Below are 15,414 nucleotides of genomic sequence, written 5' to 3' on the forward strand. Positions count from 1 at the left end.
TCACAGCGCCTCCTTGCGCCGCCTGTGAATCAAATCTGCGCTGCTTTGGGAATCCCTTTAATGGGTCCTGAGCCTAGGAAGACCGATCCATGCTGGCCTCCTTCACCAGCCAACATGGTGAATCAGAAAGTCTGCCCGTTGGGAATCCCTCGCGATTCAGATCGGGCGAAATCTGCTCTAATCAACAACTTGCCGAAGGACATGCGCCGCTCCATAAAAGCGCAGAGAGTATTCAAGCTTCCGTGATCCTTCACTATCCGGATACGACGAAACTCCTATCATCCAGTCCTCTCCGAGGATCACCATTTCCAAAGGAACGAGGGCACTCATAAATATTGCAGAATGTAGATCGTGACGCTCAATATCAAAAAACTTCAGGTCACCTTGGTATTCTTCAACCCCCAAACGAATGCTCTGACCATTCTTTGACGCAAAATGAGCTACGCGCTTTAGCCATGTTCCATAATGTGGCAGCTCCGGAAACACCTGAATCCTTTCCGCTGGATTAGATACTCGCTCTCGAAGTTTTCTCGCTTCATCTTCTGATACTACTTGGATCATTGGTCATGGTAGCGGACTGATCCGTCCTTTCTTGTTACAGGCATTCCACCTTCGACGCGGGGTGTGGCGGCATGACTATGCGGTTGTGCATCATGTGCTTGCCTTCCGTCGGGATGAGGTCCGTGTCGAGAGATCACTACCGGATTTCCTCGGCTGTCCTGGGTCATCTGTTGGCGCTCTGCCTTCGGCATAGGCCTTCCTCCCGGCGCCTTTACATCCGACCTTGATCGCGAAGTTGGGACTCCGGCATCGCGTAACGCGGCTCGATCGGCAGCAAGGAATTGAACACTCGGTATAACTCGCTTGTACGATCGAAAAATGTACATGTGGTAAAATTTTCTGCGAATAGAGAAAACTCACAGATTAAAACAGATGCTCCAGAAAATGGGATTGGTTCGGGAACGACGACTATAAGCAACTCTAAACAGCCACCACTAAGTGACGGGACGCGGAACACGATCGGTTCGCTTGTCGCTCACGAAGTGCTTGGGCACGCATATGGACGGTTCGAAAAACCCTCGCGTTTTCTGTCCTGAGGTGATTCAGTGCCTCTCTCGAAGAGGAGGCGCGGAAATGGCAGGGCAGCCCGGGTTCTTTGATCTTTCGGACCGGTACGAGGCACTGAGCGCGGCGGGCGATCCGCTGGAGCGGTTGTCTTCGGTGGTGGATTTCGAGGTGTTCCGGGGACCGCTGATCGCCGCACTGCGGCGGGGACCTCGGGGCAAGGGCGGAAGGCCGCCCTATGACCCGGTGCTCATGTTCAAAATACTGGTGCTCCAGGCCCTCTACTCCTTGTCGGATGAAGCAACCGAGTTCCAGATCCGGGACCGCCTCTCGTTCCAGCGTTTCTTGGGGCTCGGGCTCGAGGGCACGGTGCCGGATGCGACTACGGTGTGGCTGTTTCGCGAGCAGCTGGTGAAGGCCAAAGCGATCGACAAGCTCTTCGCCCGCTTCGATGCGGCGCTGAAGGACCGGGGCTATCTCGCGATGGGCGGGCAGATCATCGACGCGACCGTCGTACCGGCGCCGAAGCAGCGCAATACCGAGGAAGAGAAGGCGGCGATCAAGCAAGGCCGCACTCCCGAGAGCTGGAAGGACAAGCCGGCCAAAGCGCGCCAGAAGGACCGGGATGCCCGCTGGACAGTCAAGTACTCCAAGGCGAAGGTGAAGGAGGGCGCCAATCCCAGGGCGTTTAAGCCGGTCGACCTTGCGATCCCGATGTTCGGTTACAAGAACCATGTAGGCATCGACCGGGCACACGGCCTGATCCGCACCTGGGATGCGAGCGCGGCGAATGCGCATGACGGCGCGCGCCTGTCAGTGCTGGTGAGCCGGGAGAACACCGCCTCGGGCGTGTGGGCCGATACCGCTTATCGCTCGAAGAAGAACGAGGCGTTCCTGGCCAAGGGGCTGTTCACCAGCCACATCCACCAGAAGAAACCGCCGAAGAGGCCAATGCCCGAGCGGATCGCGAGAGCCAACGCCAAACGCTCGGTCGTACGCTCTGCGGTCGAGCACGTGTTCGCCGGGCAGAAGCACCGCATGGGCTTGTTCATCCGCACCATCGGCATTGACCGTGCCCGGATAAAGATCGGAATGGCGAACCTTGCCTACAACTTCCAGCGTCTCGTCTGGCTTGAGAGGAAAAGTGCGCCCGCTTGAGGGGCAAAGTGCGCCCGGCCCGGCCGGAAACGGCCAAAAATCGGGCAACACAGAAGCAAAATTGATCCCGCTATTGCAGGGAAGCGCCGCAATCGCCGCCCCTCCAGGCCTGCGCGCGCTCACCACGGCGGAAACGACGGGTTCTTCGAGGTGTCCATATGACGCAGACACCGGCACAACCGATCGTTCGATAGACCCGAAAACGGGCACTTCAAACCATGAACTCGAAGCCTCCCGGATCGAAAACGAATACCGCGATGCTGTGGGCCTTGATCTTCGAACAGAATATGGGGGGGTACCTCTCTCCCGAATTGGAGAATATCCTATGAATACTGGCTTGATCGACTACGGCCCCGCTCGATGAAGCCGGATACTTTGGGATCAGCTAAGTCTAGCCGAAAACAGTCATTCATTGTAATCCTTGCCGCCTTGATGTTGTCATCTTGTATGTCAGAATCAAAGTTGGAACTAGGAGACGAATGCGATGAATTTCCAACTAATCTATCGGAGGCAACCAACACTGGCGTAAATCTCAGCTCCGCATCTAGAGAGGACTTTCTGCGAGAAGCTATCAAGAGGATAGAGGTGTGCTACGGCGACGCTACATACGCACAAGACGACTTCGAACAATCTCTTCAGCGAATATCGATGGGTAGTGATGGGTACTATTATATATTTTTTACGTTCGTTAGCATTGAGGACGAATGGCTAGTCTTTAGAGTGGGCCAAAATGGAGAGATCGAATCCGCCTTCACTTACAGCCCTCTCTCGCGATTTGCCGTTCCTAGCTAGCTGTCTGGTTGGCACTGTCAGACCAAACGCACCTGATGGCGACTGGCCTCAGGGGGCACTGTCAGACGAAGTGCACCCAATGGTGATCGGCCCGAAGGCAGGGTAGGGCAGGGGCATGCCCCGTCCGGGCATTGTCAGAGGCACTGCACCGGATGGCGACCAGGGGCACGGCAGGCACTGTCAGAGGCACTGCACCGGATAGCGACCTGCCGCCGAGCGGGGTAGGGCAGGTGCATGCCTCGCCCCCGCAAACCAGCTAATCCGTTCCGGTATTTCCACTCCTCGCCTGAGGTCATCCGCCTGGTCGTGATGATGTATATCCGGTTTCCGCTCTCGTTGCGGAACGTGGAAGATCTCCTGTTCGAGCGCGGGATCGACATCTCACATGAGACGGTGCGCTTCTGGTGGAACCGCTTCGGGCCCGTGTTTGCGGCGGACATCCGCCGGCAGCGGATCTCGCGCATGCGCGGCTTTCGTTATTGGAAGTGGCACCTGGACGAAATGTACGTTCGGGTGAATGGCGAGATGGTCTACTTGTGGCGCGCCGTGGATCACGAGGGCGAGGTCCTCGAAAGCTACGTCACGAGAACCAGGGACAAAGCGGCTGCCCTGCGGTTCATGCGCAAGACGTTGAAGCGGCACGGCAAGGTGGAAGCGATCACGACCGACGGCCTGCGTTCCTACGGAGCCGCACTGAAAGAACTCGGATGCGAGCAGAAGCAGGAGACCGGCCGCTGGGCCAACAACCGCGTCGAGAACTCGCACCTGCCGTTTCGACGACGAGAACGAGCGATGCTCCGGTTCAGACAGATGAAGTCGCTCCAGAAGTTCGCTTCATGAGACCTGTGCGCGGGTGGGTATAGACAGGCGCACTGATTGCTGATTCCATGTGCTTTCCTCAGAGGGAGAGCATCTGGTGGCGCATCGTTCGATTGGTCAGGAGCGGTTCGGTTTTGCTGGAGGTGCCCGGTCGGCTGGATCGTCGCTGGATGAACTCGATAGCCTGATCGACTGGGCTCCTGTCGCCGCTCTTCTGGATCCCCTCTATTCAGCGGCCAAGGGGGAGCCTGCCTGGCCTCCGCTGCCCATGTTCAAGGCGCTCTTGCTCTCGATCTGGTACGATCTGTCGGACGTCAAGCTAGCCGAGGCGCTTGATGACCGCGCCTCGTTTCGGCGGTTTTGCGGCTTCTCCAGTACGGAGGAGACACCGGAGCGCACCGCGTTCGTGCGCTTTCGCAGGCTGCTGGTCGCGCGCGGCCTCGACGTTAGCCTGTTCGAGGCGGTCACAGCCCAGCTCAAGGCCAAAGCGATCAAGGTGAAGACCGGCACCCTTGTCGATGCGACGATCATCACCTCTGCCAGCAAGGAGGACGGCGATGGCCGCTGGGTAAAGCACAAGGGCAAGAAAGCCGTTCACGGCTTCAAGGCCCACGTCGGCGCGGATGCGGACACAGCGCTGGTCGAGAAGATCTCGGTCACCCCGGCCAATGTGAACGATGGCAGGGCCGGACCCGAAGCTCTGCCCGATGATCCCGGCGAGGTCTTCGCCGACAGCGCCTATCGCGGATCGCACTTCGGCAGCGCGATCCTCGCCAAAGGAGGTGTACCGAGGATTGTCACTACAAGCGTATGGGCCCGCAGCGAAAGAGAAGCGCAGGCTCGGCTCAATGCATGGAACCAGCCAATCCACCGCGTTCGCGGCCGGATCGAGAAGATCTTCGGCACCTGGAAACGCAGCTACGGCCTGCGCCGGATGCGATGGCGAGGTCTCGCCAAAGCCACCGCCCAGGTCCATCTCACCGCGATCGCTTATAACCTGAAGCGTGCCCTCAACATTCTCGCGGTCCAAAGAGCCTGAGGTGAGAATCCGGGGAGGGCCCGTGATGTCCGGATACGATCCGGAGCTTCCGTTTCAACCGGATCGGCTGCTCCAGGCCGCCGTCTTGTCGCGATTTCCCGAACCGATGGGCGGCTCACCCGGTTCGAGCTTGCTCAAGTGGCCCAAACATTCAAAATCAGCCGCTTAGTCCCACCCGCGCACAGGTCTCATGTCAGCACCCGTGTCATGGATCTCTGGTTCTCGGACGACGTGCGCCCCGGACGCAACGATCGGTGGGTCAACGTGATCGCCGGGCACCGGGGCATCAGAGCTTAAGAGAGTTCTAACAGGTGCCGCTCCGATCCCGATCGGAAATCCTAAGCGGCGCTGATCTCATTCCCGCCGCTCGCGCTCAGATCTGCCGCACGGCTACTTGAAGTCAGCTCAGCCACAGAAGAGCTTAATCGACTGCTACAATCCGGGTTTCCCCGGGGTTCTCGCTCCTACACTTATGGTCCATACCCGTTGCGCGATTCTTAATCGCAACAGGGGAAATCCATGAAAGCTCGCATGTTCGAGGCCATCGCCGCCGCCGCCTTCATTATCGCTGCCGGCCCGGCAATTGCTCAGGTTGCGGCAGTACCGGCCCCAGCTCCTATCACGGCTCCAGTCACGTCGAACGCGGTCCTGCGTGCGGGTGCTCCGGTGACCCTGCGCTTCCTGGAAGAAGTCACGACGAAGAAGAAGCGCGCCCGCGTAGGACAGCGTGTCAACATGGAAGTCGCATCTCCGGTTGAAGTGAACGGCGTCGTTGTCGTCCCCGCCGGCACTCCGGCGTGGGCTGAGGTGACCAGCGTTCGCAACAAGGGGATGTGGGGGAAGTCTGGACACTTGGAGGCGCGCGCACTCCATCTGCGTGTCAACGGTCGTCAGATCCGGGTAGCCGGTACGTTCGACGACAAGGGTGTTACCGGGACCGGCGGCGTCGTTGCCTCGATCGCGCTGGTGCCCTTGGCAGGTTTCTTCGTGACCGGAACGAGCGCGGTGTTCCCGGCAGGCGGGGAGGTTGCAGCTTCCCTTGACGAGGATGTCGAGTTGGCAATCGCCGATGCGAAGCCCGCGCCGCTTCAGGTGCAGCCAAATGCTCAACCTGTGCTCACGGCTGCTACGGCGCAGTAATCTTCTGCTGATGAAAAGGGCGCTCGCGTAATCGAGCGTCCAAACGCGCCGTGACAGTTTTTGAGTTGGGGGGGGGGCGATGGCGGACCGACGAGCGTGGTCGCTGCGGATTGATGAGGCAACAACGATCGAGGAGTTACGGGCGCTGGACTGTGAGTTGGTGGCGTTGGATGCGCCATCGACCCGGCCGCTTCGCTTCAAAATCGGCGCGAAGGTAGCGCGGATGAAGACAATTCCGGTGGTCCCGCCCAGACCCATTCCAGCGTTTGCCGCCGCTTACGACCTACCAACGCCGGATGGACGCTGGCTCTACCGCTATCGCCTGACGACTCAAGCTTTCGAGCGGCTGCAGGCCGATCTTGCCTGCCAGACTCTGCCCCGGCTCGAGCGGGCGCCATGGCCGGCCTTGTTCGTGCTCTGGGCCTCAGAATGGTTCCGCCGCTGTTATCGGGGGGGCGGGCATCGTTGGGCCGATCTTGCCGCCGCCCTGCACGTGCCGGAAGATCAGGCCATATTCCGCCGATTGACCGCCAGCGGCCTCTTGCAATGGCGGCGGCCAGTTCTGGCCACCGGCTCGCAACACTTCCTCGGCACTCTTGCGCGCGAGGGCGGGTTCCCGACGGCGGCCTTGGAGGATGGCGGTAGCGGCTGGGCACATGGCGCGCTGGCCGCGATTGTAGGGCCACTACTCGCGGAACCGGCGGCGGGTGAGGAACGGGCGCAGGAACTGGCCGCCCTGCAGCGCGGTCGGCTGCCGCAGTTGTTCCGGGATGACGAGTTCATCGCGCTGTGCGTCGATCTGGCGCTGGCCGTGGTGCGGTTGCGGCGGGAGGCGGATGGGCCGGCGGCAGCGGCCGACCTGCCCGTGGTCGCCTGGCTGGAGCTGAACCGCGCCGGCTGGCAGGAGACTCTTCCGCTGAGCACGAGCGACGGGGCCGCCGGTGCGCTGGTCGAGCGGCTGATGAAGGTCGTCGCGGCCTCCGACGCGGCGGTGACGGTCGAGCGGTACCTGCTGCGGGATGGCGGGAGCTGGGCGGAGGCGGCGCAGGTGTCGTTGGACGGGGCGCTCGACCCGACGGCGACGCGTGGGCTTGATCCGTCGCTTGGCCGGTTGCGAGTGTTCGCCGCGGGCGAGATGGCGCGCAGCCTGCCGGGCGAACTGGCGCTAGTGGATGCGCCGGGCGAAGGCGAAACGGCGTGGACCGCGCGTTCGACCCGCCGAGCGCGCGGGGTGCAACCAATGCCGTTTGCCGCCGCGATCGAGCTCGATTTCCGATCGGGCGAACAGCGCGTGGCGCGTGTCGCGCTGGCGGGCGGCAAGCCGCAGCGGGGTGCGCTGATCGTGACGGAGACCGTCGCAGGCGAGCCGGATGCGCCGACCCTGCTGCGCGTGGTCGGTTCGGGATCGGGAAAGTACCGGGCGGGTACGGTGGTGGTGCAGGTTCCGGCCGAGTGGCGGGTGGACGCGACAAAGGACGAGAGCGTGACGCCGCTGGGACGCGGCGTGGGACAGGCCCGGCTGTGGCGGGTGACCGGCGGCGCCTTCGTCACCGACGAGCGGGGCGACCGCTATCGCATCCTGTGCGGGCAGCCGCGTGACGAGGCGAGCCGGATCGAGCTGGTCGGCAACCGCGTGGGCTGGGCCGAGGCCGCGGGGACGGTGGACCTGTTCGCCGGGCCGCCGCTGGTGCGCATCGGGGAGGGTGCGCTGCATGTACGCGCCATTGGTGAGCGCAGCTGGCGGGCCGCGCCGCGTACCCTGCCGGTCGGCCATTACGAACTCGGCTGGCTGCGTGACAAGGTTGTGCAGGACCGGCGGCGGATCGCCGTATTGCCGGCGGGGGCGCAGATGACGCGGAATGGCGGGCACGGTGCCCCGGAATACCGGATCACCGGCTTCGGCGCGTGCGGGGTCTCTCCGGCGGAAGATGCCCCGGTGCGGGTGGCGGGGGACGGCGTGTGGCGTGTCCGGCCGGGCGCGCCGCCGGTGCACTGGTTCACCGCGATCATCGACTGGCCCGATGGGCCGGAGCTGCCGGTCAGGATCAATCACCCGGTCGCCGCCGCCATCGCCCGGTGGGACGGGCAGGTGCTGCCCGATGGCGCACGGGTCACGCTGGCGGATTTGCCTGATCTGGTCGCGATCAATCAGGGCCGGGTGCAGCTGTTCGGCGAATTGCGCCTGCGCGGGCTGAAGCTGGCGGAGATGAGCTGGGAAGTGGTGGACGAGCTGCCGATGGCCTCTGTCGCCGCGGACATTGCCAGCATGGCGCTGCCCGCCTCCATCGACGCAGAGGTGCGGCTGGGCATGCATGACGGGATCGAGACCTGGTGGCGGGTGCAGCAATTCGCCCATCAGCTGTCACTGGCGGACGGGCGCGTGCTGGTGGCCGATGGCGTCGTGGCCGACGGGGCGGAGCTGGTCGGCCGGCGCCTGGCGCAGCCGGCAGTGGAACGCTCGTTCGGCGCCTATTCGCTGCTGACCGATGCCAACCATCGTCCGGCCGTGCTGCCGCCGCTGGCGGGGGACTGGTTGGTCTATCTGCGCGCCGGCGGCACGGTGCTGACCCGCCCAAGCTTCCACCGCGGAAAGGGTGTCGCGGAGCCGGCGGGTCAATTGGGGCAGGCCATGGCGCTGCCGCCGGGCCGCGTGCTGGACGCGGCCCTCGCCGAACTGCTGGCGCTGGCCGACAGCGACGATGGCGGCGCGGTGCTGGCGGAATTGCTGGCGCTGATCGCGTCGCTTGACGGCCTGCTGCCTGTGACCTTCCGCGTGCTGGAGCTGGCGGCGGGGCAGCCGGGCGTATTGGCGCGACTGGCCGTGGCCGCGTCACCGGCGCAGCGAGAGGCGGTACTGGCGCTGTCCGATGCGCTGCCCTTCGCGTGGGCCACCATCGGCCACGATTGCTGGCAGCGGGCGCAGGGTGCCGCCTTTGGCGCCTTGCTGACGCAGCTGGAGGCGCTCGGCGCTGATGCCCCGCGCTTCGCCAAGGAAGGCGTGGAGAAGGTGGTGGAGCGATTGTGCGAGCTGGAGCCGTTGCTGGTGCCGGTGCTGCAACCCGGGGATGCGCCGACCATCGCCGAAGCTGCGCAGGCCTTCGTCCAGCGTGCGCGAGAGCGGATACCGGGTGCATCCCGCAGCCGTTACCGCGATCGCCTGCCGGGGTGCATGCCCGGCTACTTCGACCGGTTCGACGACACCATTCTCGACACGCTGGATGCACCCTGCGCCGCGGCGGCGGCCGCCGCCGGGCTATGGATTCCGGCGAGCGGGGACATCCACCACATCAAGACTGTGGCCCGCAACTTCCCGACCTATTTCGCCGAAGCCTTCGCGGCCAGCCTCAACGAGTATCGCTGAACTATGCCCCACACCCATTCCCGCCCCGTCACCGGCCCCCTGCGCACAACCGAGCTGATTCGCCAGCGCACGGTGGAGGCGGTGCTGGGCCAGTCCGGCCTGAACCATCCGGGCTTGGTGGCGGAGATCCGGCGGCAGTTCGGGTCCGCTGACCCTGCCACGGGCGCGCTGCTGCGCGAGCCGGTGATCGAGGGCGCGGCGCCGTTCGTCACCAGCGGGCGCACCTTTGCCGATTGCGCGGGCGCACCGCTGCACCCGGACGTGATCCGCGCCATCGGTAGCGACAGGGCGGGCGAATACCGCTTCCCGCCAGGCGCGCAGCCTTACCTGCATCAATTGCAGGCGTGGGAGCATCTGACGGCGGCAGAGCGGCGATCGGTGCTGGTGTCCAGCGGCACCGGATCGGGCAAGACCGAATGTTTCCTGATGCCGCTACTGAGCGACCTGGCCACAGAGGCAGAGCAGGCCGGCCGGCTGAGCGGGGTGCGCGCCATCGCGCTGTATCCGCTGAACGCGCTGATCGCCAGCCAGCAGGAACGGCTGCGCGCCTGGACGGCGCCATTCGGCGGCCGGGTGCGCTTCGGCCTTTATAACGGGCTGACGCCGGAGAAGCTGCCCCGCACCGAGAAGGCCACCCCCGAGCAGGTGATGGATCGCGAGACGCTGCGCCGCGATCCGCCGCCGATCCTGGTGACCAATGTCACCATGCTGGAATACATGATTGTGCGGCAGGTCGATCGTCCGCTGGTGGAGAAGAGCCGGGGTCAGCTGCGCTGGATCATCCTGGACGAGGCGCATGGGTATGTCGGGTCCGCGGCGGCGGAGATCGCGCTGCTGATCCGCCGGGTGCTGCTGACCTTCGGCGTCAGCGCGCAGAATGTGCGGTTTGTCGCCACCTCCGCCACGATCGGCGGGGAAGGGCGCGACGTGACGCACGAACTGCGTAGCTTTCTGCGCGACCTGTCGGGTGTAGCGGAGGACAGGGTGCAGGTGGTGACGGGCACACGCCAGCCCGTGCTGCTGCCGCAGGCGGCCGGCGACGCGCTGGCGGAGGATGACCTCGCCAGCCGCGACCGCGTTGCCGCCAGTGGCGCGGTGCAGCGCTTCGTTCGCGCGGCGGAGGAACGGGGGGTGCCGCTCGCGGAGGCGCGCGCGCTGCTGGCGCCCACCGGGCAGCCGGTGGAGCAGGTGATCGCGGCGGTGGCCGATGATGGAGACCGCAAGCGCGACCCGCTGCTGCCGCTGCGGATCCACAGCTTCCTGCGCGCGGTGCCGGGGTTGTGGAGCTGTCTCAACCCCGAATGCGGCGGGGCGCCGGCGGGATGGGCGCTCGGTGCCGTGTTGCCTGAACAGGTCGATGCCTGCCCGGCCTGCACCAGCCCGGTATTCGAGGTGAAGGCCTGCCGCGAATGCGGGGAGCCGTATCTGGAATGCGAGGAACGCGATGGCCACCTGCGCCCCGTCACCACCCCGCCGACGGTGGACGAGTTCGCCGCCACGATCGAGCGCGAGGGCAGCGACACGGACGATGCCGCGCCTTCCGACTATGACTACGAGGTGCAGACCCTCGCTATCGCGGCCCGCCCGCTAGATAGCCGGCGGGAGACGCCGGTGGAGGTCGCCACCGGCCGCCGGCCCGACCGGGCGGAGGAGGGCACGCGCCCGCTGCCGACCCATCCGGCCGGCCAGTGCGGCAATTGCGGGGCGGCGGACAGTCGGGATGCCGGGCCGATGCTGCGCCCGTTGCGATACGGTGCGCCGTTCCTGATCGGCAATGCCGCGCCTGTGCTGCTGGACGGGGTGCCGCCGGGCAAGTTCGGGACGCAGGGCGCCTTCGCCCCGCCGGCAGACGGGCGCCAATTGCTGTCCTTCACCGACAGCCGCCAGGGCACGGCCCGCTTCGCCGCCAACCTGCAGACAAATGCAGAGCGCGGCTATGTCCGCGGGCATATCTATCATGCGGTGCAGGGCAGCATGGCCGGCGGCGGGGCGGAGGATCCGCAGGTGGTGAAGCTGCGGGCAGAGATTGCCACGCTGGAGCCGGTCGCCGCTACTGCGCCGGCTATCGCCGAACTGCTTGCGGGCAAGCAGATCGAACTGACGGCACTGATGCAGCCCCGCACCGACGGCCTGACCTGGAACGACCTGAAATCCCGGCTTGCCGATGCCGTGCCGGTGAAAAAGTGGATGCTGGACGTCTGGCGGAGTCGGGACGAGCGGTACCGCGATCCGCTGGTGTTTGCCGAATTCCTGCTGCTGCGTGAATTCGCCCGCCGCCCGCGCCGGGGCAACACCAGCGAGACGCTGGGGCTGGCGCGACTGCGCTTCGATGCAATCGATCGGGTGAGCCGGGTGCCCGATGTGCTGGCCGAACGCGGCTTCGGCCTCGCCGACTGGCAGGGCCTGCTCTATTCCATCATCGACATGACGGTGCGCGGCAATGCCGCGATTCGGGCGGACTGGGGTGATCTGCACTGGCTGCACACCGGCCGGCCGCTCTCCACCCTGCTGGAACCCGGCCGCAAGGCCGAGGCGCGACGCGAACTGCAATGGCCTTCGATCGGCCCCAAGTCGCACAACCCGTCCAACCTCTTGCTGATCCTGGAACAGGCGCTTCGGCTGGACCGGCACGAGGCGCAGGATCGGGCGCGGCTGAATGCGGTGCTGGAGGCGGCCTGGACCGCATTGCACCCGCTGTTCCACGATGCGACCCGCCCCGGTCTGGCGCTCGATTTCGGCAGGGCACATGTGGCGCCGGTGGTCAACGCCTGGCGCTGCCCCGTCACCCGCCGCGTGCTGTCGTACCTGGCGCTCGGCCGCACGCAATACGGCCATCGGGAGCATCTGAAGACTGCCGGCGAGACGCCGCAGCCGCTCAGCTTCCCGCGCCTGCCACTGACCTTTCCTGCCGCCGCCGAACAGATTGAGGTGATCCGCGGCTGGCTGGAGAGCGACCCGCAGGTGGCGGCTTTGCGCCAGCAGGGCGTGTGGTCCAACCTGCACGACCGGGTGGCGCTGTTCTCCCCCTATCTGCGCGCGGCCGAACATTCCGCGCAGCAGCCGCCCGCGCGACTGCGCCGGTTCGAAGGGGCGTTCAAGCAGGGGGAGATCAACATCCTCAACTGCTCCACCACGATGGAGATGGGGGTCGATATCGGCTCCGTCTCCGCGGTGATGATGACCAATGTGCCGCCGGCGCTGGCCAATTACCGGCAGCGCGTGGGGCGTGCCGGGCGGCGGCGGCAGGGCTTCGCGTCCTCGCTCACCTACACCCGCGCCACCCCGCTGGACCGGGAGGCGTTCCATGACCCGCAAGCGTACCTCGCCCGGCAGACCCGCGCGCCGCGCGTGCAGCTGGACAGCCGCCGCATCGTGCAGCGCCACGTCAATGCGCTGCTGCTGGCTCGCTGGTTCGCCGTTGCCGGGGGCGAGGCGCTGAAGACGCGGGTGGGCGATTTCTTGGGCCTGCCGGCGGAACTGGCGCAGTCGCGGGCGGAGGCTCCGCCCGTCGCCAACTGCCTCACCTGGCTGGATGCACCCACCACGCGCGAGGCGCTGGACGGCGAAGTGGAGCAATTGGTGCAAGGTTCCGTGCTGGCGGGGGACCGCACGCTGTTCACCGCCGCGCGCGCTGCGCTGCAGGTGGCGTGGGACGCGGCGGCGGCCGAATGGGAGGTGATCCAGCAGCAGGCGATCGGCCTGCCCAAGGAGGCGCAGGCGAGCCTGGGGTATCAGCTGAAGCGGCTGGTGCGCGACAATCTGTTGAAGGAGCTGGGCTATCGCGGCTTTCTTCCCGCGCATGGATTCCCCACCGGCGTGGTGCCGTTCGTGAATGACGACCGGGCGCCGGGCGACGAGGATGCGGGGGAGGATGGCAGCCGCCGCCGGCGCAGCTTCCCCACTCGCACGCTGGACATCGCCATCCACGATTACGCACCGGGGGCAGAGGTGGTAGTGGATGGGCTGGTCTACCGCTCCGCCGGGGTGACGCTGAATTGGCAGCGCCCGGCCGACGACAGGGAGGCGCGCGAGGTGCAGAGCCTGCGCACCTTCTGGAGCTGCGGCGAATGCGGTGCGGGCGATTGCGGCAGCGTGGCGCCGGACCATTGCCCGCAATGCCGGGCGGACATCGGCGTGGATCGTCAGCGGCCATACCTGGAACCGGCCGGCTTCACTGCCGACATGGCGGAGCAGCCGCATGCCGACACTGACGAGGTCACCTATGTCGAGCCGGAGGTGGCGCAGATCGTGGTGCGCGGCGCCGCCTGGTCGCCGATGGCCGATCCGGCACAAGGGCGGCTGCGGGCCAGTGCGGACGGGCTGGTGTTCTATTCCTCACGCGGCCCGAACAAACAGGGCTACCATGTTTGTCTGGAATGCGGCCGCGCCGGTGCCGCGGCACAGGAGGGGCAGCCGCATGCGTTGAAGGACCATGCGCCGCTGCGCTTCACGAAGCGGGCGGCGGACGGGCGCTGCCCCGGCAATGACAAGCCGTTCAAGATCACCCAGCCCATCGCGCTAGGATACCAGACGGTGACCGATGTGGTGGAGCTGCAGCCGGTCGGCCTGCCGGATGAGGGCGCAGCATGGGCGGCGGTGTCGGCCTCGCGGGAGGCGCTATGCCGGCAGCTAGGGATCGAGACGGGCGAGCTGGGCATGGCCGTGCGCCGCGCTGCGACGCCGCTGGGGCAGGTGACGCATTCGCTGTTCCTGTACGATCGCGCATCTGGCGGCGCGGGCTTCGCCCCGCAGGCCGTGCCCTTGTACGATGCTCTGCTGCGCGAGGCGGCGCGAGTGCTCGACTGCCCCGCACCGGGCTGCGAGCGCGGCTGTTCGGCTTGTGTGCTGACGGCGGACCTGTACCAGCAGGCGCAGATCATCGACCGCAAGGCAGCGCTGGAATGGGTCCGGCACGCGCTGACCGCGCTGGCCGGGGTGGCGGATGCGGACCGGATCGGGCCGGATGCTGCGCTGTCCCGCTCCGTCGCCGATGCGCTGACTGACACGGTGGATCGCGGGGCGCGGCAGGTGGCCTTGTGGCTGGGCGAGGGCAGCGATGTTGCCCTGCTGGGCACGGGGCGCATCGCCGATCTGGCGCGGCGGGTGGGCGACCGCGGGGCGCAGCTGGCGCTGGTGGTGGCGCCGGACTGGCTGGAGCGGCTGGACGCGGCGCAAAAGCTGGCGCTGCGTGACGCGGCGCTGCGACTGGGCGTGACCTTGCGCCGGGGGACCACGCCGGCCTTCCCCAACGGTGCCACCGCCCTTGCCGCGACGGAACGGCACCTGTGGGCATCGCGTGACTACGCCCCCGCGCAGGCTGGGCCGGACTGGGGCGAGGGGCAGGCGCATCCGGTGGTGCGGATCGCCGCACCGGCCCTGCCGCTGACGCCGGCGATCGACCTTGCCACGCTGCTGCCCGCCAGCGGCACCCGCTATCTGGAGATCGCCGGGGAGCTGGACGGTCCGCTAACCGGTTTCGGCCTGCGGTTCGCGGCGCTGCTGGCGCCGTTGGTGCGGCAGGCCGGGGGTACGGGCGCGCCCGTGTCGCTGACCTATAATGACCGCTATCTCCGCTCCCCGCTGGCGGTGCGGTTAATGGCCGACACGGTGGCGGCCCTGCGCGACGTGCTAGCGGGGCCAGGCACCGCGGTGCCGGTGCGGGTGGTGAGTGAGCCGGTGCAGCGGAGCGACCGTCAGCCTTTCGCGCCCGAGCATGACTGGCAATATGCGAAGGACCGTGAGGATGTGGTGCTGGCCCTCCTGGCGGCGCGCGGTTTCGCGGGTGAACTGGTGGAGCGGGGTGCCGCGCACGGCCGGGTGCTGACGCTGGCCTTTGCCGGCGGCGCGATCGTGCGGGTGGTACTGGACCAGGGCTTCGGTCCGTGGCGTGCGCCGCGTTATGCCAAGTGGCCCTATTTCGGTGATGGCGTGGACCGGCAGATCACCGAGGCAGAGCGGTTCAACGCCGTGATCGAGGCGCGCGGGGCCACTTACTGCGTCGTCACCGGATGACATTGCCTGCCGCGATTGAGCGCGATAG

General features: G+C 66.1%; 6 protein-coding genes and 1 pseudogene. 6 read left to right on the forward strand and 1 reads right to left on the reverse strand.

All coding sequences use genetic code 11. The annotated features are described in order from the left end of the window. Positions 1 to 177: 177 nt before the first annotated feature. On the reverse strand, positions 178 to 561 hold the full coding sequence (locus ELY13_RS13090; RefSeq protein ID WP_126174368.1) for a hypothetical protein: 384 nt from the start codon (positions 559 to 561) through the stop codon (positions 178 to 180). 573 nt (positions 562 to 1,134) lie between these two features. Between ELY13_RS13090 and ELY13_RS13095 the strand changes: the two genes are divergently transcribed. The 6 genes and pseudogenes from ELY13_RS13095 to ELY13_RS13120 all read left to right on the forward strand — a co-directional run bounded on the left by ELY13_RS13095 (position 1,135) and on the right by ELY13_RS13120 (position 15,386). Beyond that, on the forward strand, positions 1,135 to 2,223 hold the full coding sequence (locus tag ELY13_RS13095; RefSeq protein ID WP_126174369.1) for an IS5 family transposase: 1,089 nt from the start codon (positions 1,135 to 1,137) through the stop codon (positions 2,221 to 2,223). Between the two features lie 1,026 nt (positions 2,224 to 3,249). Next, a pseudogene (locus ELY13_RS13100) lies at positions 3,250 to 3,852 on the forward strand (IS6 family transposase); the annotation flags it as partial. Between the two features lie 79 nt (positions 3,853 to 3,931). Continuing rightward, positions 3,932 to 4,873 (forward strand): IS5 family transposase, encoded by a 942-nt coding sequence (locus ELY13_RS13105; RefSeq protein WP_126174371.1) that lies wholly within the window; start codon positions 3,932 to 3,934, stop codon positions 4,871 to 4,873. 531 nt (positions 4,874 to 5,404) lie between these two features. Further along, on the forward strand, positions 5,405 to 6,013 hold the full coding sequence (locus tag ELY13_RS13110) for a hypothetical protein (protein WP_241233706.1): 609 nt from the start codon (positions 5,405 to 5,407) through the stop codon (positions 6,011 to 6,013). 223 nt (positions 6,014 to 6,236) lie between these two features. Further along, complete coding sequence (locus tag ELY13_RS13115; RefSeq protein ID WP_126174372.1) at positions 6,237 to 9,374, forward strand: STY4851/ECs_5259 family protein; 3,138 nt, start codon at positions 6,237 to 6,239, stop codon at positions 9,372 to 9,374. 3 nt (positions 9,375 to 9,377) lie between these two features. Next, positions 9,378 to 15,386: a DEAD/DEAH box helicase gene (locus ELY13_RS13120; RefSeq protein ID WP_126174373.1), complete on the forward strand. Its 6,009-nt coding sequence runs from the start codon at positions 9,378 to 9,380 to the stop codon at positions 15,384 to 15,386. Positions 15,387 to 15,414 lie beyond the last annotated feature (28 nt).

It is taken from the genome of Altericroceibacterium xinjiangense, from assembly GCF_003958635.1.
GTDB lineage: Bacteria > Pseudomonadota > Alphaproteobacteria > Sphingomonadales > Sphingomonadaceae > Altericroceibacterium_A > Altericroceibacterium_A xinjiangense.